We start from the raw sequence: 21,508 nt of genomic DNA, 5'->3' as shown, positions 1-21,508 counted from the left end.
CCGACAGGAGCGGCCCATGCCCTTGCGCTCGCACTCTCTCCCGGCCCTGCGCATCGACGCGCCCGCCCGCCCCGCGTGGCGGCGCGCGGCACGCCGGCTGCTCGGCCATCGGGGCCTGTCGATCGGCGCGGCGCTCGTCGCGCTCGCCGTGCTCGCCGCCCTCTTCGCGCCGTGGCTCGCGCCGCACGATCCGTACGGCCAGGACCTGACGCGCCGGCTGCTGCCGCCCGCGTGGGACGCCGCGCGCGGCAACTGGGCCTACCCGCTCGGCACCGACAAGCTCGGCCGCGACTACCTGAGCCGCCTGCTCTTCGGCGCGCGCGTGTCGCTCGTGATCGGCGTCGCGGCGGCCGCGCTGTCCGGGGTCATCGGCACGACGCTCGGCGTGCTCGCCGGCTACTTCGGCGGCCGCGTCGACGCGGCGATCAGCTACCTGATCACGACGCGGCTCGCGATGCCCGTCGTGCTCGTCGCGCTCGCGATGTCCTCGCTGCTCGGCGGCTCGCTCGCCACCGTGATCGTGCTGCTCGGCCTGCTGCTGTGGGACCGCTTCGCGGTCGTGTCGCGCTCGATCGCGCAGCAGTTGCGTGACGCCGAATTCATCGCGGCCGCGAAGGCCGTCGGCGCATCGACGCCCTACATCCTGCTGCGCGAGCTGCTGCCGAACGTCTCGGGCGCGCTGATCGTCGTCGCGACGCTCGAGATGGCGCACGCGATCCTGCTCGAGGCGACGCTGTCGTTCCTCGGGCTCGGCGTGCCCGCGCCGATGCCGTCGTGGGGGCTGATGATCGCCGAAGGCAAGGCGTACATGTTCTTCCAGCCGTGGGTGATCCTGATTCCGGGCGCGGCGCTCGCGATCACGGTGCTCGCGATCAATCTCGTCGGCGACGGCGTTCGCGACCTGAGCTCGCCCGAAGGCCGCTGACCGACCGGCGTCAAGGAGAAGCCCGATGGCTGCATTGCTCGAAGTCGACAATCTGCGGGTCGACCTGCCGACCCCGAACGGCGTGCTGCACGCGGTGCGCGGCATCGACCTGCGCCTCGAGCGCGGCGAGCTGCTGTGCGTGGTCGGCGAATCCGGCTGCGGCAAATCGATGACGTCGCTCGCGCTGATGGATCTGCTGCCGCGGCACGCGCAGCGCCGCGCGGATCGGCTCGCGTTCGACGGCATCGATCTGCTGTCGCTCGAGCGCCGCGCGATGAACGGGCTGCGCGGCAACCGGATCGCGATGATCTTCCAGGACCCGATGACCTCGCTCAATCCCGCGTACACGCTCGGCAACCAGCTGTGCGAGGCGCTGCGCCGGCATCGCGGCGCGTCGCTCGCGCAGGCGCGCGAGCGCGCGGTGCATCTGCTCGAACGCGCGGGCGTCGCGCACGCGGCCGAGCGGCTGCGCCAGTATCCGCATCAACTGTCGGGCGGGCTGCGGCAGCGCGTGATGATCGCGATGGCGCTGATGTGCGAGCCCGATCTCATCATCGCCGACGAGCCGACGACCGCGCTCGACGTGACGATCCAGGCCGAGATCCTGCGGATGCTGCGCGAGCTGCAGCGCGAGTTCGGCACCGCGGTGCTGTTCATCACGCACGATCTCGGCGTGGTGTCGCGGATCGCCGATCGCGTGGCGGTGATGTACGCGGGCGAAGTCGTCGAAACCGCGAGCGCCGCGCAGCTGTTCGCGCGGCCCGCGCATCCGTACACGCGCGGCCTGCTGAACTGCATTCCGGTGCGCGGCAAGACGCGGCCCGGCTCGCGGCTCGACGCGATTGCGGGCGTCGTGCCGTCGCTCGTCGGCAACATCGACGGCTGCGCGTTCCGCAACCGCTGCGCGCTCGCGCGCGACGCGTGCGCGCAGACGCCGGCGTTCGTCGACGCCGGCGGCGGCCATCGCGCGCGCTGCGTGCTTGTCGAATCCGCTTGCGAGGAAATCAGCCGATGAACGCCGCTCCGCTTTCCGCGTCCAATGCATCCGCTGCATCCGCTGCATCCGCTGCATCCGCTGCATCCGCTGCATCCGCTGCATCCGCTGCATCCGCTGCATCCGCTGCATCCGCTGCATCCGCGCCGCCCCGTGCCGGCGTCGACGCCGACCTCCACGCTGCCTCGCCCGGCACCGACGTCGCACTCGAACTGTGCGCGCTCACCCGCACGTTCATGCTGAAACACGGCCTCTTCCACGCGCCGACGCCGCTGCGTGCGGTCGACGGCGTGTCGCTGCGCCTTCATCGCGGCGAGACGCTCGCGCTCGTCGGCGAATCCGGCTGCGGCAAGAGCACGCTCGCGAAGATGCTGCTCGGCCTGCTGCCGCCCACCTCGGGCAGCGTGCTGCTCGACGGCCGGCAGGTCGACCCGCGCGACGCCCGGCGCACCGCGCTGCGCATCCAGCCGATCTTCCAGGACCCGTATTCGTCGCTGAACCCGCGCAAGACGGTCGCGCAGATCGTCGGGCTGCCGCTGCGCGTGCACCGGCGCGGCACGCGCGACGAGCAGGACGCCGAAGTGCGCCGGATGCTCGACCTCGTCGGGATGCCGCAGCGCACGCACGGCCAGTATCCGGGCCAGTTGTCGGGCGGCCAGCGGCAGCGCGTCGCGATCGCGCGCGCGCTGATCCTGCGCCCCGGCATCCTCGTGTGCGACGAGCCGACGTCCGCGCTCGACGTGTCCGTGCAGGCGCAGATCCTGAACCTGCTGCTCGACCTGAAGGCCGAGCTCGGCTTGAGCTACCTGTTCATCAGCCACGACCTCGGCGTCGTCGAGCATCTCGCCGATCGCGTGGCGGTGATGGAGCGCGGCCGCATCGTGGAGCAGGACGCGGCCGGGCGGATCTTCGCGCAGCCGGGCCATCCGTATACACGCAAGCTGCTCGCGTCGGCGCTGACGCCGGAGCCGGGCCTCGGCCTGCCCGATCCGCCGGCCGCCGGCGCGCAGCGCGCCGCCTGAACCCTCAACATGGAGAGACAGACATGACGAGTCGCAGTCGAGCCATCGACATGGCCGCGTCGTACTTCGACGACGGCCGCTTCCTGCACGAACTGAACGCGCGCGTCGCCGTGCGCACCGAGAGCCAGCTCGCGTCGTCGCGGCCGCAGCTCTATGCGTACCTGACCGATCACATCGCGCCATCGCTCGCGGCGCTCGGCTTCACGGCGACGATCGTCGACAGCCCGCTCGAAGGCGGCAGCCCGTTCCTGATCGCCGAGCGCATCGAGGCCCCCGGCGCGCTGACCGTCCTCACGTACGGCCACGGCGACGTCGTGCCCGGCCACGACGCGCAGTGGCGCGCGGGGCTCGAGCCGTGGCGGATCGTCGTCGACGGCGACCGCTGGTACGGCCGCGGCACCGCCGACAACAAGGGCCAGCACACGATCAACCTCGCCGCGCTCGCGCAGGTGATCGACGCGCGCGGCGGCCGGCTCGGCTACAACGTGAAGGCGATCATCGAGATGGGCGAGGAAACCGGCTCGCCCGGGCTCGCGCAGATCTGCGCCGCGCATCGCGACGCGCTCGCGGCCGACCTCTTCATCGCGTCGGACGGGCCACGCGTCGCGGCGGCGCGGCCGACGATGTTCCTCGGCTCGCGCGGCAACCTGAATTTCACGCTGTCGATCGGGCTGCGCGACGGCGGCCATCATTCGGGCAACTGGGGCGGCCTGTTGCGCAGCCCCGGCATCCGGCTCGCGAACGCGCTGGCGACGATGGTCGACGCGCGCGGCCGGATACTCGTCGACGGCTGGCGGCCGGGCGGCGTGCCGCAGCCGGTGCGCGACGCGCTGCGTGCGCTCGATGTCGGCGGCGGCCCGAACGATCCGCAAGTCGATCGCGACTGGGGCGAGCCGGGCCTCACGCCGATCGAGCGGGTGCTCGCTTGGAACGCGCTGGAAATTCTCGCGTTCAGGACCGGCAATCCGGATGCACCCGTCAACGCGATCCCCGGGCATGCGCACGCGCATTGCCAGTTGCGCTACGTCGTGGGCAGCGACGGGCCGAATCTGCTGAACCGGCTGCGCGCGCATCTCGACGCGCACGGCTTCTCCGACATCGAGATCGCCGAGCGCGGCACGCGGATGGAGGCGACGCGGCTCGACCCGGACGATCCGTGGGTGCGCTGGAGCCTCGCGTCGATCGAAGCGACGACGGGCGACGCGCCCGCGCTGTTGCCGAATCTCGGCGGCTCGCTGCCGAACGACGTGTTCGCCGAGCTGCTCGGGCTGCCGACGCTGTGGATTCCGCATTCGTACGCGGCGTGCTCGCAGCACGCGCCGAACGAGCACCTGCTCGGCAGCGTCGCGCGGCAATCGCTGCAGATCATGGCGGGGCTGTTCTGGGATCTCGCCGAAGAGGGACAGGCGGTGCGCGACGCGAGGCGCGCGCGAGCGGCCTGAGGCGGCCGGCAGGCGCGCGGCCGCGCCGAGCGGGATTTGACGGGATCGGCCGGAGCCCGGCTGCCCGTTTGCACGTTTGCACGGTCGCCGCGCTGATCGCGCGTTCCGCGGTTTCGTCGGCCGCGAGCGGCGGACCGCCGGCGTCGCGGCCGCGGCCCGCGCGCGGCGTGCCGGAAGCGGGCGCGAACGCGCTCATGCGTCGCCGGCTTTGCCGATCTCCGAGATTTTCTGCTTCGCGCGGGGATCGTCCTTCGGCAACAGCTTGACGCCGGATTCGTCGCCGTTCTCGTAAGGCACCGCATACCCCGCGAGCTCGAAATCGCCGCCCGGCTTGCGCAATTGCGACGAGAGAACGTCCGCCGTCATGTGTTTCGCGTTGACCTGCAGCGTATGCGGCATGACTTCGGTCGCCCGCCCGTGCGCGTCTCGGACCAGTTCGGTCTGCTGCTGCAGCCGCTCGTCCTTGCTTGCCGCACTCTTGAGCGCGCCTTGCTGATGCGCGCCGGCCTGCTTGACGTGGCCGAGCAGTTCCGGCGCGCCGTTGGACGCATCCCCGCCTTTCTTCAGCGCCGCCGCCTGATACGCGTACGTGACGAACTGCGAGCAGCTGACGCCCTGGTTCTTGCTGAGCGGCATGCCTTCGGCGCTTCTGAGCGCGGCGCGCGCCGCGCGAAACGTCGCTTCGGGCGACCACTCCTCGGCCTTGTCTTCGTCTGCATCGTTCAAGCGCTCCTCACCGAATGGAGTCTTGGTCTTCGTCGGGTTGGACTCGCGCGAGCGCAGCGCCCATTGCTCGCCGATGCGCGCCGCTTCCTCGGGAATGGGCGATTCGGCGTTCTTCATCCGGTACACCGGCAGCTTCTTGGGCGTCTCGTTGCCGAACTTCTTCGTCAGGTAATCCGGGCCTTGCTGAAGGACGCCGAAGAAGCGCCCGTTCGTCGAGTGGACGAGCGGCTTGTCGCCCGCCGCGTACATCACCGCGTGCATGTTGCCGTGCTCCATGATCAGATCGCCGCGCGTCAGGTTCTGAAGATCCTTCAGGCCGCCGAGCGCGGCCCCGGCGCCGCGCTGCGACGATTGCCGCGCCTGTGTTTGCCCGGTTGCGTGCTGCCCGGAAGACGATTCGGAAGAGACATTGAGCGCAGTCGCGCCTTGCTGAACCTTTTGTATGCCCATGGCGTTCTCCAAGGTTGCCGGAATACGACGAATGTAGGGAAACGATGCGGCCCGCGACGGCCGCGACGCGAACGAACGTCGCGCGTCGCGAAGCGAACCGGCCATGCGGCGCGCGAGCGCGGCGGACGCTCGCCGGTTCGCTCAGGCTGCCGGCGCGACGCGCCGCGCTGTTGCACGCGCGATTTCGGTTTCATCGCGGGCTTTTGCTGGGAGCTTTGCGGGGATCTTTATTGCGATCTTTACTGGAGTTTGCGTCGCGGCCGCGACGCACCATCTCGACATTCGACCCAGGCGGTCGATCCGGCGCACCGGGTGCGGATCGCCGCCGCGGGCTCGTCGAGCCGCCGAACGGCGAGTAGTGAGCGGCGCTCGGCTAGCGGTGAGCAGCTTGCAATGAGCAATGAGCAATGAGTGGTGAGCGGTGAGCGGTGAGCGGTGAGCGGCGAACGCCGCCGGATGACCGATGCCGATTCCGCCGCCCCAATCACCGCATGCCCGGCACGACGGGCTTTCGCCGATGATCGGCAACCACGCCGGCAAACGCATGCCGACATGACCGACACAACCGACATCGCCGACGCCGCCCGAATTCCGCCCGACACGCCGCACTCGCTGACCGGGTCAATATTCCGCGTCGATCCGCGACCGCATCGCGGCCCTCAGCAGCGCGAGCGCCGCGTCGACCGCGCGTTGCAGCTCGATCTCGTCGCACGTCAGCGGACAATGGCGCACGACGAACGTCCGATGGCCGTGCACGCCGCCGATCCAGTCGAGCGTCGCGGGCTGCTGCGACCACAACAGTAGCCGAGCGTCGCGCGACAACCGGCCGAGCGCGCGCTCGAGCGGCGCGATTTCGGCGGGCGGCCGCGCCGCCGCGCTCGACCGCGCATCGACCCACGACGCATGCAGCCGCGCCGGTTCGGCGCAGCCGAGCAGCGCGATCTGCGGCATGCCGGCGAGCCGCTTCGCGAGCGCGCCGCAGCACGCGGCGGGCAGCGTGTCGTCGCCGACGACGCACACGAGCGTCGGCGACGACGGCGGCTGCCACCAGCGCGCCGCCGCCGTTTCGTCGCACGAACGCCTCGCCCCGCTCATCGGCGCGAACACGCGCGGCGGCCCGACGCGCCGGGTCAACCGTCGCGAAACAGGAAGCTGTACGCGTTCAGCGCGGGCACGCCGCCGAGATGCGCGTACAGCACTTTCGAGCCGGCCGGGAATTCGCCGAGCCGCACCTTCTCGATCATCCCGTGCATCGATTTGCCTTCGTAGACGGGGTCGGTGAGCATGCCTTCGAGCTTAGCGCACAGGCGAATCGCCTCGAGCGTGCCTTCGTTCGGCAGCCCGTATTCCGGGCCGCCGAAGCGCTCGTCGAGCACGACGTCGTCGCTCGTGATGTCGCGGCCGAGCTCGACGCGATCGGCGGTGTTCTTCGCGATCCTGAGGATCTGCTCGCGCGTCTGCACGGGCTTGGCCGACGCGTCGACGCCGATCACGCGGTCCGCGCGCCCGTCGGCCGCGAAGCCGACGACCATCCCCGCCTGCGTGCTGCCCGTCACCGAGCACACGACGACGTAGTCGAACTTGAAGCCGAGCTCGGCTTCCTGCGCGCGCACCTCCTCGGCGAAACCGACGAAGCCGAGGCCGCCCAACGGATGATCGGAGCAGCCGGCCGGAATCGCGTACGGCTTGCCGCCTTGCGCGCGCACGTCGGCGAGCGCGTCCTCCCAGCTCTTGCGAAAGCCGATGTCGAAGCCGTCCGGCACGAGGCGCACGTCGGCGCCCATCATGCGCGACATCTGGATGTTGCCGACGCGATCGTAGACGGCGTCGTGATAGTTGACCCAGTTCTCCTGCACGAGCACGCACTTCATGCCGAGATGCGCGGCGACCGCCGCGACCTGGCGCGTCTGGTTCGACTGGATGCCGCCGATCGACACGAGCGTGTCGCAGCCTTGCGCGAGCGCGTCGGGAATCAGGTATTCGAGCTTGCGCGTCTTGTTGCCGCCGAACGCGAGGCCGCTGTTGCAGTCGTCGCGCTTCGCGTACAGCTCGACCTTGCCGCCCAGATGCGCGGTGAGGCGCTTGAGCGGCTGGATCGGCGTCGGGCCGAAGGTCAGCGGATAACGCGGGAATTTCTGAAGATTCATCGATCGCTCCTGTCATCGAAGATTCGGGCGCGCGAACGCATCGAACCGCGCGCCGCGCAGCCCGATCGCGATTCGCCGCGACGTCCCATGTTAAGAACGATCGGGAAAAACAGGGTTGCGAACATATTGCCAATCACCTACTTTTATGACGACATATAAGTCATTCGATTAATTTAATTAGGAACGACATATCATGCGCGCAACAAAAAAATCCACGCCGAAGGCCGTCGCCCAGCCGGCCGGCGCGGACATCGACCGTGTCGACCGCGCGATCCTTCGCGTGCTGCAGCGCGACGCGTCGATCTCGAACGTCGCGCTCGCCGCGAAGGTGAACCTGAGCGCGCCCGCGTGCCTGCGCCGCGTCGAGCGCCTGAAGGAGATGGGCCTGATTCGCGGCATCGTCGCGCTGCTCGAGCCGAAGGCGCTGAACGCCGGCATGCTCGTGATGATCGGCGTCGTGCTCGACCGCTCGACGCCCGATTCGTTCGACGCATTCGAGCAGGCCGCGCAGAAGGTGTCCGGCTGCATGGAATGCCATGTCGTGACGGGGGAATTCGACTACATCATGCTGATTCGCACGCGCGACAGCGACACGTTCAACCGGCTGCACGCCGAGCAACTGCTGTATCTGCCCGGCGTGCGGCAAATCCGGACATTCGTCGTGCTGAAGGAGATTCTGTCGACCACGAGCTTTCCGATTTGAGCCGGACGCGCTTCGCGCGCGCCGCCCATGCAGCCGGCGGCTATCGCGCGAAAAAAGCGCGGGCGGCCTCGCTCGGCCGCTCGGCCGCTCGGCCGCTCGGTCACTCGGCCGCTCGGTCACTCGGTCGCGCCGTTACGCCGTCGCGCCGTCGCGCCGTCGTGCCGTCGCGCAATCGCGCCGCCGCTCCATCGCCTCCGAGCGCACGACGCCGCGCGCTCGAACGATGCCGCCCCCCACAAACGTGCGCGAAACGCGCCGCGCATTCGCGTCGGCGCGCCACGACAAGCGCGCGTGCCGCGCATTCTTTGGCCCACCGTTCGCACCGCCGCCCGAGCCCCCGCGCACATCGCCGCGCACGCCGTCGAACACGCGGATTTCCGCGCGACCGCGCCGACCCGCTATCATGTGCGCCATCCTCGATCGCATGATCGACCCGACACTCAGGTTGGAGACCCCATGGCCTTACCCCAGGACAGCGTCAACATGGCGCTCTTTTGCGACTTCGAAAACATCGCGCTCGGCGTGCGCGACACGAAGTTCGAGAAATTCGACATCAAGCCCGTGCTCGAGAAGCTGCTGCTCAAGGGCAGCATCGTCGTCAAGAAAGCGTATTGCGACTGGGATCGCTACAAGACGTTCAAGGCGGCGATGCACGAAGCGAGCTTCGAGCTGATCGAAATCCCGCACGTGCGGCAGTCGGGCAAGAATTCGGCGGACATCCGGCTCGTCGTCGACGCGCTCGATCTTTGCTACACGAAGGCGCACGTGGACACGTTCGTCATCATCAGCGGCGATTCGGACTTCTCGCCGCTCGTGTCGAAGCTGCGCGAGAACGCGAAGCGCGTGATCGGCGTCGGCGTGAAGAACTCGACGTCGGATCTGCTCGTCGCGAACTGCGACGAATTCATCTTCTACGATGACCTCGCCCGCGAGCAGCAGCGCGCGCTCGCGAAGCGCGACGCGCGCAAGGCCGAGGCGGGCGCGAAGCGCACGGCCGACGACGACAAGCACCGCAAGCACGACGGCGACGCGCGCAAGGCGGAAGCGATCTCGCTCGCCGTCGAGACGTTCGACGCGCTCGCGTCCGAGCGCGGCGAGAGCGGCAAGATCTGGGCATCGGTGCTCAAGAGCGCGATCAAGCGGCGCAAGCCGGATTTCAACGAGTCGTACTACGGCTTCCGCGCGTTCGGCAACCTGCTCGAGGAAGCGCAGGCGCGCGGGCTCCTCGAGATCGGCCGCGACGACAAATCGGGCACGTTCGTGTTCCGCTCGATCCAGCCGGCCGCCGTCGAGACGGTCAAGCCCTTCGAGACGGCCTCGGCCGCCGAGGAAAACCACGCGGGCGCGAAGCCGTCCGGCAAGAAGGGGCACGGCAAGGGCCGCGGCGCGAAGAAGCGCGTGCCCGAGCAGATGCCGCTGATCGTCGAGCCGGGCGCGGAAAGCCACGCTGCGAGCCTCGATGCCGACGCCGAGATCCTCGGTGCGGACTTCGCCGAGACGCGCGAAACCCGGCGCGAGCGCGCCGCGGATGACGCACGCGAGGCGCACCCGGCCCGCGAAGCGCGGGATGCGCACGAGCCGCACGAACCGGCCCGCACGCACGAGACGACCGAAGCGCAGGAAACCGAAGCGGCGAAGCCCGCGCGTTCGCGCGTGCGCAAGGCCCCGGCGAAGAAAAGCAAGCCGCGCGCGGCCGAAGCGGCGCCGGCCGCCAAGGCCGATGCGGATGCGGCCACCCCGGCCGCCGCCGGCGAACCAGCGGCCGAAGCGGCGCCCGCGAAGGCTCCGCGCAAGTCGACCGCGCGCCCGCGCCGCCCGCGCAAGACCGCGGGCGCGAGCGAGTCATGAGCGACGCGTGACAGGCGGCCGCGCGGGCGCGACTCGCGACTCGCGGCGCCCGTCGGTCGGCGATCGTCCGCAGGACGCGGGACGCGCGAGCGACCGAAACCGCCGATCCTGTCGCATCACTGGGGTCGCCCATGCTCGCCCATACGGCGCATCAGGGTGACGCGTCGGCCCCGGCGTGCCGCGTCGTTCGTCACCGCCGCGACTTGGCGGAGCGATCCCGGGCGTTAGACGGCGGTGCGGTGGTGCGGTGGGATGGTGGGATGGTGGGATGGTGAGGCGTTTATGCAGCGCGACAGTGAGACGGCGAGGCCCGCCCTCCACGCCGCGCGCGATTCACGCCGCATCGGACCGGCGCGGCGACATGAGCGCGCTACAGCGCCAGCAGTTCCTCCGGCCGCTCGATCAACGGCAGTCCACAATGCGCCCGCAGCGCCTGCGGCGCGGTATAGCCCCACGCGACGCCCCTGAACGCGATCCCGGCGTTGTCCGCGGCCTCGGCGTCGCGCACTTCGTCGCCGACGTACAGCACGTCGGCGCGCGCGAACCCGCTTGCGCGCGCGAGCAACCGCAAGCGCCGCGCCTTGCCGAACAGCGAAATCCCGCAACTGAAATGCCGGATGTGCGCGCACGTCGCCGGGCCGGCGATCGCACGCACGACGGCCTCCGAATTCGACGTCGCGACGGCGACGCGCGTCCCCCGTTGCGCGAGCGCGCGCAGCGTCGCGTCGATTCCCGGAAAGAGCCGCACGTCGGGCGCGCGCGCCTGCATCCGCCGCCGCATGTCGGCGGCGATGCGCGGCACTTTCCACTGCGGCACGCCGAGCAGCTCGACGATCTCGCGGGCCGACATCCCGCGCACTTGCGGCAGCAGCGCGTCGTCGATCGCGCGAAAGCCGTGATGCCGCGCGGACTCGGACAGCGCATGAAGAAAGCACGCGAGCGAATCCGCGAGCGTGCCGTCGAAATCGAAGGCGATGAGCTTGTAGCCCAAGTTTTCCTCGTGATGCTTATCGTGGCCGAAAGAAAATTGCCGGCGAGACAGGGCTCGCGATTGTGTCACGAAACACGCCGACGGCTAAATCGCGACGAAGCGATCGGATGCTTCGAGCGCTTCGAGCACTTCGAATACCTCGAATGCTCCAAACGCTTCGGATGCTTTGGATGCTTTGGATGCTTTGGATGCGATCAAATCGGCAGCATGATTGCCTCGGACGTTCCACTTAAAAATCTCAGAAACCTGTCCGAACGAGTGAGGCCACCTCTGAACGTAGTCGATCCAAATCATCTGCGAGCGTGTTGAGGTCGCTGGCTCGAAGTGACCTGCCCCCTTCACGCGCGCCCGGACCGCCCGAGACGCCGTCGCCGCGTCACGCGGCGCTCAAGCCGCGACGCCCGCGCGCGGCCGCCGGCCGAGCGTCGTCGCGACCGCCAGCATGCCGACGCCGAGCGTCGCGAGACACACGACGGGCACGAGCATCGGCGCGCTCGCGCTGCCCGCGACCTTGCCGACGTACGGCATCAGGTTCTGCGCGAAGAAGCCGCCGAGATTGCCGATCGAGTTGATCGCGGCGATGCTGGCCGCGGCGCGCGCGCCGGTGAAGAAACGCGGCGGCAGCGACCAGAAGCACGGATACAGCAGCGGGATGCACGCGCCGCCCAGCACGAGCGCGGCGAAGCGCAGCGGCAGGCCCGGCAGCGCAAGGCTCAGCGCGAAACCGGCGACGCCCACGCCCGCGACGAGCGCCATCGCCTTCAACACGATCCGCTCGCGCTTGAGCCGCGCCGGCAGCCACAGCAACAGCAGCGCCGAGATCGCCCACGGAATCATGTTCAGCAGCCCGTTCGTCGACGGCGGCACGCCGCTGCTCTTCAAGAGCGTCGGCAGCCAGTACGTGACGCCGTACAGCGACGTCGACATCAGCATGTACGCGAGCGCGAACATCAGCACGCGCGGATCGACGAGCGCGCGCCACGGCGATTCGGACATCGCGTCGGGCGACGCCTCGCGCTCGAGCGCGGCGAGCACGAGGCGCTTCTCGTCGTCGGACAGAAACGTCGCGCGCTCGACCGACTCCGGCAGGAAGCGCAGCGCGACGAGCGCGACGGCAACGGCGGGCAGCCCCGTGGCGACGAACACCCACTGCCACCCGGCGAGCCCGAGCCGGCCGTCGAGCGACAGCAGCAGCCCGCCCGCGAGCGAGCCGAGCATGTTCGCGAGCGCGCTGCCAAGCGTGAAGAAGCCGAGCACGCGCGTGCGGTGGCTTTGCGGAAACCACAGCGTCAGGTAATAGATGACGCCCGGATAGAAGCCCGCCTCCGCGACGCCGAGCAGAAAGCGAAACACGTAGAAGACGCCCGTCGAATGCGTGAAGCCGAGCAGCACCGTGATCGCGCCCCACGTCATCATGATGCGCGCGAGCCAGAGGCGCGCGCCGAACCGGTGCAGCGCGAGCGTGCTCGGCACCTCGAACAGCAGGTATCCGATGAAGAACAGCGAAGCGCCGAGCCCGTACGACGCCTCGGTCATCCCGAGCGCGTGCACCATCTGCAGCTTCGCGAAGCCGACGTTCTGCCGGTCGATGAACGCGATCAGGAACATGATCACGAGCAGCGGCATCAGCCGACGCGCGATTTTCGTCATGACCGCCCGTTCGCGGGTTGAGGACTCGTCCACCTGCTGTCTCCTGGTTCAAAATTCATATAGATGATTGGTTGAATAGTGGAATGCGGCAATGCGTAATAACCCGCGTCTCACGTCGGAATTTAGCGGCACTCATCGGGTTTTCACCGATTCGCCTCGCCACAAGTCATGCAAACATATAGATGAATTGGGAGAAACCATGCACGCCACCGACGACCGTCTGCCCCGTTATCAGCGTCTGCGCGACGAGCTGGCCGCGCTCATCGCCGCCCGGCACTGGCGGCCGGGCGAGGCGATCCCGACCGAGCAGGCGCTCGCCAAGCGCTACGACGTCGCGATCGGCACTGTGCGCAAGGCGGTCGACCTGCTCGTCGCCGACGGGATGCTCGAACGCTTCCAGGGGCGCGGCACGTTCGTGCGGCGCGCGAGCTTCGACAGCTCGCTGTTCCGCTTCTTCCGCTTCCAGAGCAGGCATGGCGAGCGCCGGATACCGGAGAGCCGGGTCCTGCGCCGCGAGATCGTCGAAGCGCCGTCGGCCGTCGCCGCCGCGCTGCAGATTCCGAGCCGCGAACCGGTGATCGAAATGACGCGCCTGCGGCTGATCGACGGCGCGCCGATGCTCGCCGAGGAAATCTGGCTGCCTTACGACCGCTTCGCCGCGTTCGCGCGGCTCGAGCTCGACGCGATCGGCGACTTGCTGTACCCGGTCTATGAAGCGCACTGCAACCAGATCGTCGCGTCGGCGACGGAGACGCTGACCGTCGAGGCGATCGGCCCCGTGCATGCGCGCCTGTTGCGCATCGAGCCGGGCACGCCCGCCGTCGTGATCGAGCGGCTCGCGTACGGCTACGACCGCCGGCCGCTCGAATGGCGGCGCTCGCGCGGCCCCGCGAGCGAGTTCATCTATCAGGCGGAGATCCGCTAACGCAAACGGCGCAAGCGCACCGACACGCGAACGCGCGCATGCGCGCCGACGGGCGAGCGCCGCGAACCGCGGCGGCGCGCCGCAACGCCCGTCGGGCAACAGGAGACGACAGTGTTCAAATGGTTCGGCACGATCTCGGCCCGGGAACGGCGCACGTTCTGGGCCTGCTTCGGCGGCTGGGCGCTCGATGCGCTGGACGTGCAGATGTTCAGCCTCGTGATTCCCGCGATCATCGCCGAATGGTCGCTGTCGCGCACGCAGGCGGGCTTTGTCGGCGGCGCGACGCTCGTCGCGTCGGCGATCGGCGGCTGGGCGGCCGGCATGTTGTCCGACCGCTTCGGCCGCGTGAGAACGCTGCAATGGACGATCGCGTTCTTCTCGGTCGGCACGTTCCTCTGCGCGTTCGCGACGAGCTATCCGCAGTTCGTCGTCCTGAAAACGCTGCAGGGCCTCGGCTTCGGCGGCGAATGGGCGGCGGGCGCGGTGCTGATGGCGGAGACGATCCGCGCCGAGCATCGCGGCAAGGCGATGGGCACCGTGCAGAGCGCGTGGGCGCTCGGCTGGGCGGCGGCCGTGCTGCTCTATGCGCTCGCGTTCTCGCTGATGCCCGCCGAGCTCGCGTGGCGCGCGATGTTCGCCGTCGGCCTGCTGCCCGCGCTGCTGATCGTCTACGTGCGGCGCGGCATCGTCGAGCCTGCGGCGAACGCATCCGGAGCGCGGGCTGCGCCGCACGCCGCCGCGGCTCCGCTCGTCGGCATCTTCGCGCGGGACACGTTGCGCATCACGCTGATCGGCGCGCTGCTCGGCGTCGGCGCGCACGGCGGCTACTACGCGCTGATGACGTGGCTGCCGACGTATCTGAAAGCGGAGCGGCATCTGTCGGTGCTCGGCACGGGCGGCTATCTGGCCGTCATCATCTTTGCGTTCTTCTGCGGCTGCGTCGCGAGCGCGCAATTGCTCGACCGCATCGGACGGCGCCGCACGATCCTCGCGTTCTCCGCGTGCTGCGTCGCGACCGTGATCGCCTATCTGTTCCTGCCGCTCGGCAACGCCGCGATGCTCGTGCTCGGCTTTCCGCTCGGCTTCTTCGCGGCCGGCATCCCGGCGAGCATGGGCGCGCTCTTCAACGAGCTGTATCCGCGCGGCACCCGCGGCACGGGCGTCGGCTTTTGCTACAACTTCGGACGCGTCGCGTCGGCCGGCTTTCCGGTGCTCGTCGGCCACATGTCGGCGGGCATGCCGCTCGGCACCGCGATCGGCATCGACGCGGCGATCGCGTATTCGATCGTCGTCGTCGCGGTGCTGATGCTGCCCGAGACGCGCGGGCGCACGTTCGACGAGCGCGCGAACGCCGCTGCCGGCGCGGGAACCCGCGGCGTCGCCGCGCCGCGCGCGCAGCATCGCTGAAGGCGCGGCGGATTCGGGCGGCAGATTCACGGCATGAGGAGCATCGAGCGTTGAGCGAGCAACAGGGAACGGCCCGCGCGCCCATAGCGGCGATCCGGGATGAAGCCGGCGGCATCGTCGGCGTCGACGCGCACGCGCACGTGTTCGAAACGGGGCTGCCGCTCGCCGGGCGCCGCCGCTACGCGCCCGATTACGACGCGACGCTCGACGCGTACCTCGCCCAGCTCGACGCGCATCGCGTCTCGCACGGCGTGCTCGTGCAGCCGAGCTTTCTCGGCAGCGACTGCCGCTACCTGCTGCGCGCGCTCGCGCGGCAGCCGCGGCGTCTGCGCGGCGTCGCGGTGATCGACGCGGGCCGCGCGCAGGACGAGCTCGACGCGCTCGATCGCGCGGGCATCGTCGGCATCCGGCTGAATCTGATCGGGATGCCGGACCCGGCGCTCGACGGCCCCGCATGGCGCGCGACGCTCGAGCGCGTCGCGGCGCTGCGCTGGCATGTCGAGCTGCACGCGCAAGCGCACCGGCTGCGGCGGCTGATCGCGCCGCTGCTCGCGCATCGCGTGAACGTCGTCATCGATCATTTCGGCCGCCCGGACCCGGCGCACGGCATCGCCGACGCGGGCTTCCGCGATCTGCTGCGCACGGCCGCGACGCGGCGCGTATGGGTGAAGATTTCCGGCGTCTACCGCAACTGGCCGCTCGCGCCCGACGAAGCGGCAGCCCGCGCGCGCGAAGCGTTCGATGCGCTCGAGGGCGAATTCGGCGCGCAGCGGCTCGTCTGGGGCAGCGACTGGCCGCATACGCAGTTCGAGCGAACCGAAACGTTCGGCCGCGCACTCACGCTCGCGCAACGATGGATGCGCGACGACGCGATGCGGCGCGCGATCTTCGTCGAAACGCCCGCGCGGCTGTTTCGGTTCGGTGAGAATCGGGGCGCGTAACGGCGATCGATCGGCAAGCGCGGGCGGTCGATGTGCCGCGATGCGTGGTGTGCGGTGCGTGGTGTGCGGTGCGTGGTGTGCGGCGCGCCTCAAAGGCTCACTCACGTTCGCGCCGCCCTTGCTTTCGACCCTTGCTTTCGACCCTTGCTTTCGACCCTTGCTTTCGGCCCTTGCCCTTGCCCTTGCCCTTGCCCTTGCCATCGCCATCGCCATCGCCATCGCCATCGCCATCGCCATCGCCATGCGATGATGTCACGCCGCCTTCACATTTATTACATCGGCCATGCGTACTTTTACGTCTTTCCAACGGAAACGACCATGCCACGACCGATTCTTCGCCGCGCCGCCGCGCTTCTGCCGGCGCTCGCGGGCGCCACGCTGTTCCACGCCTGCACGAGCAGCATCGATAACCAGCCGGACGCCGCGAGCGCGCCCGCGAACATCCAGGCGGCGTGGGTCGAGATCGGCGACGCCAACCAGGCCATCGCCCGCGTGATCACGAGCTACGCGCCGCCCGCCGCGGCGTCGGCGGAGCCTGCGCCCGCCGTCTGCCCGCAACTGAGCGCCGACGGCAAGATCGCGCGGATGACGCTGCGCGTCGCCGCGGGCACCGCCGCGCAACGCCCGACCGCGAGCGATCCGGCCGATTCGAAGCCGTCGAGCTTTTCGGTATCCGTCTGCGAAACGGCACTGCCCGCGAACGCGAAGGACGTGACCGTCGCCGGACGAACGCTGCCGCTGCCGAAGGCCGAGCCGCAGCGCGTGGCGATCATCGCCGACACCGGCTGCCGGATGAAGAAGGCCGACAACGCATTCCAGGCGTGCAGCGACGCAACCGTGTGGCCGTTCGCGACGATCGCGGCGAGCGTCGCGAAGCTGAATCCGGATCTCGTGCTGCACGTCGGCGATTATCACTATCGCGAGAACGCGTGCCCGCCCGACATCGCCGGCTGCAGGAACAGCCCGTGGGGCTACGGCTGGGACACCTGGCGCGCGGACCTGTTCGAGCCCGCCGCGCCGCTCTTCGCGAAAGCGCCGTGGGTGGTCGTGCGCGGCAATCATGAGGAATGCGCGCGCGCGGGCCAAGGCTGGTTCCGCTTCCTCGATCCCCGCCCGTACTCGGACGCGCGCTCGTGCAACGATCCCGCGAACGACGGCAACGCGAATTATTCGGAGCCCTACGCGGTGTCGCTCGGCACCGGCTCGCAGGTGATCGTGTTCGATACCGCGAAGGTCGGCCGCGCGGCGCTGAAGACGACCGACACGCAATTCCAGATCTACCAGAAACAGTTCCAGACGGTGGCCGCGCTCGCGAACAGGCCCGGCATGTCGACGACGATCTTCACGAACCATCATCCGATCCTCGCGTTCGCGCCGATCCCGGGCAGCACGCCCGCGCCGGGCAATCTCGCGCTGCAGTCGGTGATGTCGAGCCTCTATGCACAGGCGTACTACCCGCCCGGCGTGCAGGTCGCGCTGCACGGCCACGTGCACGACTTCCAGGCGATCAACTTCGCGTCCGGCCATCCGGCGACGATCGTATCGGGCAACGGCGGCGACAACCTCGACGTCGCGCTGCCCGATCCGTTCCCGGCAAACCTCACGCCCGCACCCGGCGTCGTCATCGACAAGCTGTCGCACAACAACAGCTTCGGCTTCCTGATCATGGAGCGGCGCGCGTCGCCCGCGCGCGGCTGGACGTTCAAGGCGTACACGGCGGCGGGCAAGCTGCTCGCGACCTGCGACCAGGCGGGCACGACGCTCGCGTGCGACAAGACCGGCTTCGTCACGCCGTGACCGGCCGCAAGCGACGCGCGGCGACGCGGCGTGCGCCCGCATGCGCGGAACGCGCGCGGCGCGCCGCGCCGGCCCGCGCGCCGAAAGCAGGCGCCGTCGATACCGTCGCCCCGCATGCGACGGCGGTGCCGGCCGTGGCGCGATTCGGCCGCGCCCCCGCGCATCGTCGGGCGGCGCACGTTAAACCACCGGCATTCGCCGCCCGGCGCGCGCTCGAATTCGACGAGCGCGCGCCCGCGATGGCGCTTGCCGATCCGTCGGCCGGCGCAGCCGACGCGGCGCGACCGCCCCGTTCTCACCGCACATCCCGCTCGCTCGCACGATGAAGAAACATCGCATCATCCCGGCCATCGCGCGCGCCGCATGCGGCGCGCTCGTCGCGTGCGCATCGGTGATTGCCTTCGCGTCCGGTTCGGCGGCGACGAACACGATGAGCGCGATTCACACGACGGCCGCGACGGGCGCCACTAGCACGACGAACGCAGCCGATATGAAAATCACGCCCGACACCGCCCCCGCCGCGCCCGCCTCGCCCCGCTCGGCGGCGGCGACCCTGCTTCCCGGCGCGCCGCCGCAGCGCGTCGTCGGCACGATTGGCCGACACACGCCGCAGGTCGCGTCGAAAGTCGATCCGACTGCGGCGGTGTTCCGCCCGGAGCCGGCGCTCGTCGCGCTCGGCAAGCGCGTGTTCTTCGATGCCCGGCTGTCGCAGCCGCGCGGCACGTCGTGCGCGAGCTGCCACGATCCGGGCCGCGCATTCGCGCCGACGCTGTCGAGCGCGGCGCTCGCCGGCCCGCGCGTGCCGCAGGGCAGCCGGCCCGGCCGCTTCAGCAGCCGCAACGCGCCTTCGCTGCTGTACGTGCGCTATGTGCCGCGCCGCCACTTCTATCAGGACGACGACGCGCTCGCGCCCGCGCCGTTCGGAGGCCTTTTCTCGGACGGCCGCGCCGATACGCTCGCCGAGCAGTTGCGCGGCCCGCTCTTCGATCCGAACGAGATGAACAACGCGTCGCCCGCGGCGCTCATGCGCAAGATCGACGGCACCGAGCTCGGCGCGGCGCTCGCCGAGCGCTTCGGCCCGTCGGTGCGCCGCGATCCCGAGCGGATGGTGCGCGCGCTCGGCGAAGCGGTGCAGGCGTATCTGCAAAGCGACGAAATGGCGCCCTTCTCGTCGCGCTACGACGCATACGTGACGAAGCGCGCGCCGCTCACGCCGCAGGAACTGCGCGGGCTTGCGCTCTTCAAGAATCCGGACAAGGGCAACTGCATGAGCTGCCACACGCTGTCGGACACCGCGAGCCGGCCCGAGCGCTCGCTCTTCACCGACTTCGGCTACGACGCGATCGCGGTGCCGCGCAATCGCGCGCTGCCCGCGAACCGCGATCCGCGCCGCTTCGACAACGGCCTGTGCGACACCGCGGCGAAGCTGCGCTGGCCCGGGCCGACGCAATGGTGCGGCTACCTGCGCACGCCGGGGCTGCGCAACGTCGCGATCAAGGAGACGTTCATGCACAACGGCGTGTTCGACACGCTGCGCGACGCAGTCGCGTTCTACAACACGCGCTCGACCGATCCGGCGCACTGGTATCACGGCCGCGACACGTTCGACGACGTGCCGCCCGCGTATCGCGGCAACATCAACGTGAATTCGACGCCGATGAATCGCCGCCCCGGCACGCCGCCCGCAATGACGGACGCCGACGTCGACGATCTCGTCGCGTTCCTGCGCACGCTGACTGACGCGCGCTACGTCGAGCTGATGCCTGCCGCGCTCGACGGAAAAGCGGCGCGGCCGTGACGCTCGCCTGAACGGGCCGCCCCGATCCTCGCGCCGTCAGCGGCGCAGCGAGGATCGCGCCCCCGCTTGGGGCGGCGCCGCACGATCGATACACTGTGACGTACCGACGAAATTCGTCCACGGAAGGGGGAGCGTCATGCCGAACCAATCGATCGCAGCGCCGGACAGCACCGCGGTGCGCGTCGCGCTGTGGCGCGCGTTGCACGTCGAGATCGATGCGCCGCCGCACGTGCTCGACGACGAGATCGGCCTGCAGTTGGCCGCGCCGGACGAAGGCTGGCGCAGCCGGCCGGACATGGATGCGCAAGCGACGCGCGGCTACCGGGCGTCGATCGTCGGCCGCGCGCGCTTCGTCGAGGATCTGGTCTGCGAGCAGGCCGCGCATGGCGTGGCCCAGTACGTCGTGCTCGGCGCGGGTCTCGACACGTTCGCGCAGCGCAGGGCCAAGCTCGCGTCGCATCTGCGGGTATTCGAGGTCGACCAGCCCGCCACGCAGGCGTGGAAGCGGCAGCGCCTGATCGCGCTCGGCTATGGCGTGCCGGACTGGCTGCGGCTCGTGCCGGTCGATTTCGAGGCGGGCGGCGTCTGGCGCGAACAGTTGAAGGCGGCCGGCTTCGACGGGGAACGGCCGGCCGTCGTGTCGTCCACCGGCGTCTCGATGTATCTGACGCGCGACGCGATCGCCGACACGCTGCGCCAGATCGCGACGCTCGCGCCCGGCTCGACGCTCGCGATGACGTTCCTGCTGCCGCTCGAACTCATCGACGATCCCGCCGAGCGCGCGCAGCACGAAGCCGTCTACGCGCGGGCACGTGCGGCGGGCACGCCGTTCGTCAGCTTCTTCGGCCCGTCCGAGATGCTCGCGTTCGCCCGCGAGGCGGGATTGCGCGAGGCCCGGCACGTGTCGACCGACGATCTCGTCCGGCGCTATTTCCGCGGCCGGACCGACGGCCTGCGGCCGTCGAGCGGCGAGGCGTTTCTCGTCGCGACGACGTGACGCGTGCGATCGGGGCGCGGGCGTCGCGGCGAGAGCCGATCGAACCCGTGCTCGAGCCGGTGGCCCGGTTGCGCCCTGCTCGCGTTCAATTGGATGCGGCTCGGTGATCGTCGCGACGCGCATCGCGACATGACATCGGAAACGCTCTGAGAAAATCCGCCGCGACTCGATACGATTGGAGCGCGCGACGCTTGCAATCAGCTCATCGACGATCTCGACCGGGCCGGTTCGACGCACTTCGTTTTAACTGTTTACCGAAGAGATCGATCTTTTCGATTCCTCGAAACCCGCTTCCTGCGCCGGCTCATCGAATCGAATTTCGCCGGCGCCGCAGCTCGCCCGCTGCCCCGATTCGAGATCCCCGCGACGCCCGACGACGCCCGACGAAACACGGCCCGATCCGCAACGAACCCGCTCGCGTGGAATCCCCGAGTGGAAAACACCAATCTTCTCGGCAAAACCGGCATCGCCCAGAATCGAATCGATCCGATCGAATCGCCAATTTTCCGCAACATCTCATTTACCCATGAAAACGGACAGAAAATGAACTAGCATTTTCATGGCGACGGCCCGATGCCCAAAACCAGAAAACGAAGCCGGAACTCGTTGCCTCGACAAAGACCGGCGCTTTCCGTGCGAGCCGAATCGCCGTTTGAACAATGACCAACAATTAACGTGACCTTCCTTTCCATCGGATAACGCTTTATCCATTTCAATTGATCGATAGTCGTTTGGACGATCGGAT

At 69.4% G+C, this 21,508-nt stretch carries 19 protein-coding genes; 13 read left to right on the top strand and 6 right to left on the bottom strand.

What is annotated here, in order from left to right; all coding sequences use genetic code 11:
- Positions 1-16: 16 nt before the first annotated feature.
- From WS78_RS23005 to WS78_RS22990, 4 genes are read left to right on the top strand one after another with little or no spacing between them, the layout of a single operon-like run.
- Positions 17-925 carry an ABC transporter permease gene (locus WS78_RS23005; protein WP_059579069.1) on the top strand — a complete coding sequence of 303 codons (909 nt, stop codon included), beginning with the start codon at positions 17-19 and terminating at the stop codon, positions 923-925.
- 25 nt (positions 926-950) lie between these two features.
- A complete protein-coding gene (locus WS78_RS23000; RefSeq protein ID WP_038749535.1) occupies positions 951-1,940 on the top strand; it encodes an ABC transporter ATP-binding protein in 990 nt (329 codons plus the stop codon).
- Complete coding sequence (locus tag WS78_RS22995) at positions 1,937-2,941, top strand: ATP-binding cassette domain-containing protein (RefSeq protein WP_059579073.1); 1,005 nt, start codon at positions 1,937-1,939, stop codon at positions 2,939-2,941. Before WS78_RS23000 ends, WS78_RS22995 begins: the two co-directional genes overlap by 4 nt.
- Positions 2,942-2,964: 23 nt before the next feature.
- Positions 2,965-4,383, top strand: coding sequence for a M20 family metallopeptidase (locus WS78_RS22990; RefSeq protein WP_059579077.1), 1,419 nt, complete (start codon positions 2,965-2,967; stop codon positions 4,381-4,383).
- A 192-nt stretch (positions 4,384-4,575) separates the two neighbouring features.
- On the opposite strand, the gene WS78_RS22985 is transcribed toward WS78_RS22990, so the two are convergent.
- From WS78_RS22985 to WS78_RS22975, 3 genes are all read right to left on the bottom strand, one after another.
- On the bottom strand, positions 4,576-5,559 hold the full coding sequence (locus tag WS78_RS22985) for a hypothetical protein (RefSeq protein ID WP_059579081.1): 984 nt from the start codon (positions 5,557-5,559) through the stop codon (positions 4,576-4,578).
- Positions 5,560-6,180: 621 nt separating this feature from the next.
- Entirely contained in the window at positions 6,181-6,654 is a 474-nt protein-coding gene (locus tag WS78_RS22980) for a hypothetical protein (RefSeq protein WP_059579137.1), read from the bottom strand.
- Between the two features lie 35 nt (positions 6,655-6,689).
- Complete coding sequence (locus WS78_RS22975; RefSeq protein ID WP_038753044.1) at positions 6,690-7,706, bottom strand: 1-aminocyclopropane-1-carboxylate deaminase; 1,017 nt, start codon at positions 7,704-7,706, stop codon at positions 6,690-6,692.
- A gap of 193 nt (positions 7,707-7,899) precedes the next feature.
- On the opposite strand from WS78_RS22975, the gene WS78_RS22970 reads away from it, so the two are divergent.
- Both WS78_RS22970 and WS78_RS22960 read left to right on the top strand, forming a co-directional pair.
- Positions 7,900-8,409, top strand: coding sequence for an Lrp/AsnC family transcriptional regulator (locus WS78_RS22970; protein WP_038753042.1), 510 nt, complete (start codon positions 7,900-7,902; stop codon positions 8,407-8,409).
- A 456-nt stretch (positions 8,410-8,865) separates the two neighbouring features.
- Positions 8,866-10,257, top strand: coding sequence for an NYN domain-containing protein (locus WS78_RS22960; RefSeq protein ID WP_082717623.1), 1,392 nt, complete (start codon positions 8,866-8,868; stop codon positions 10,255-10,257).
- A 370-nt stretch (positions 10,258-10,627) separates the two neighbouring features.
- On the opposite strand, the gene WS78_RS22955 is transcribed toward WS78_RS22960, so the two are convergent.
- From WS78_RS22955 to WS78_RS22950, 3 genes are all read right to left on the bottom strand, one after another.
- Complete coding sequence (locus tag WS78_RS22955; protein WP_038753036.1) at positions 10,628-11,248, bottom strand: HAD hydrolase-like protein; 621 nt, start codon at positions 11,246-11,248, stop codon at positions 10,628-10,630.
- 84 nt (positions 11,249-11,332) lie between these two features.
- Positions 11,333-11,542: a hypothetical protein gene (locus WS78_RS37210; protein ID WP_198174682.1), complete on the bottom strand. Its 210-nt coding sequence runs from the start codon at positions 11,540-11,542 to the stop codon at positions 11,333-11,335.
- A gap of 93 nt (positions 11,543-11,635) precedes the next feature.
- Complete coding sequence (locus tag WS78_RS22950) at positions 11,636-12,898, bottom strand: MFS transporter (RefSeq protein ID WP_082717624.1); 1,263 nt, start codon at positions 12,896-12,898, stop codon at positions 11,636-11,638.
- A gap of 199 nt (positions 12,899-13,097) precedes the next feature.
- Here WS78_RS22950 and WS78_RS22945 point away from each other — a divergent pair, with 199 nt between their 5' ends.
- From WS78_RS22945 to WS78_RS22910, 7 genes are all read left to right on the top strand, one after another.
- Positions 13,098-13,823: a GntR family transcriptional regulator gene (locus WS78_RS22945; RefSeq protein ID WP_038753026.1), complete on the top strand. Its 726-nt coding sequence runs from the start codon at positions 13,098-13,100 to the stop codon at positions 13,821-13,823.
- Between the two features lie 111 nt (positions 13,824-13,934).
- Positions 13,935-15,230: an MFS transporter gene (locus WS78_RS22940; protein ID WP_059579097.1), complete on the top strand. Its 1,296-nt coding sequence runs from the start codon at positions 13,935-13,937 to the stop codon at positions 15,228-15,230.
- 50 nt (positions 15,231-15,280) lie between these two features.
- The gene (locus WS78_RS22935) at positions 15,281-16,171 is read left to right on the top strand and encodes an amidohydrolase family protein (RefSeq protein WP_038753024.1); all 891 of its coding nucleotides are present in this window, start codon (positions 15,281-15,283) and stop codon (positions 16,169-16,171) included.
- A gap of 118 nt (positions 16,172-16,289) precedes the next feature.
- On the top strand, positions 16,290-16,421 hold the full coding sequence (locus WS78_RS38055; protein ID WP_257789125.1) for a hypothetical protein: 132 nt from the start codon (positions 16,290-16,292) through the stop codon (positions 16,419-16,421).
- Between the two features lie 68 nt (positions 16,422-16,489).
- The gene (locus WS78_RS22925; protein ID WP_059579146.1) at positions 16,490-17,968 is read left to right on the top strand and encodes a metallophosphoesterase family protein; all 1,479 of its coding nucleotides are present in this window, start codon (positions 16,490-16,492) and stop codon (positions 17,966-17,968) included.
- A 490-nt stretch (positions 17,969-18,458) separates the two neighbouring features.
- Entirely contained in the window at positions 18,459-19,766 is a 1,308-nt protein-coding gene (locus WS78_RS22915; RefSeq protein ID WP_059579143.1) for a cytochrome-c peroxidase, read from the top strand.
- Positions 19,767-19,902: 136 nt separating this feature from the next.
- Positions 19,903-20,763 (top strand): class I SAM-dependent methyltransferase, encoded by an 861-nt coding sequence (locus WS78_RS22910; RefSeq protein ID WP_038753020.1) that lies wholly within the window; start codon positions 19,903-19,905, stop codon positions 20,761-20,763.
- Positions 20,764-21,508 lie beyond the last annotated feature (745 nt).

The sequence above is a fragment of the Burkholderia savannae genome, assembly GCF_001524445.2.
In the GTDB taxonomy this organism is placed as follows: domain Bacteria; phylum Pseudomonadota; class Gammaproteobacteria; order Burkholderiales; family Burkholderiaceae; genus Burkholderia; species Burkholderia savannae.
The sequence above is the reverse complement of the archived record's forward strand: the minus strand, read 5'-3'. Positions and strand labels throughout refer to the sequence as shown.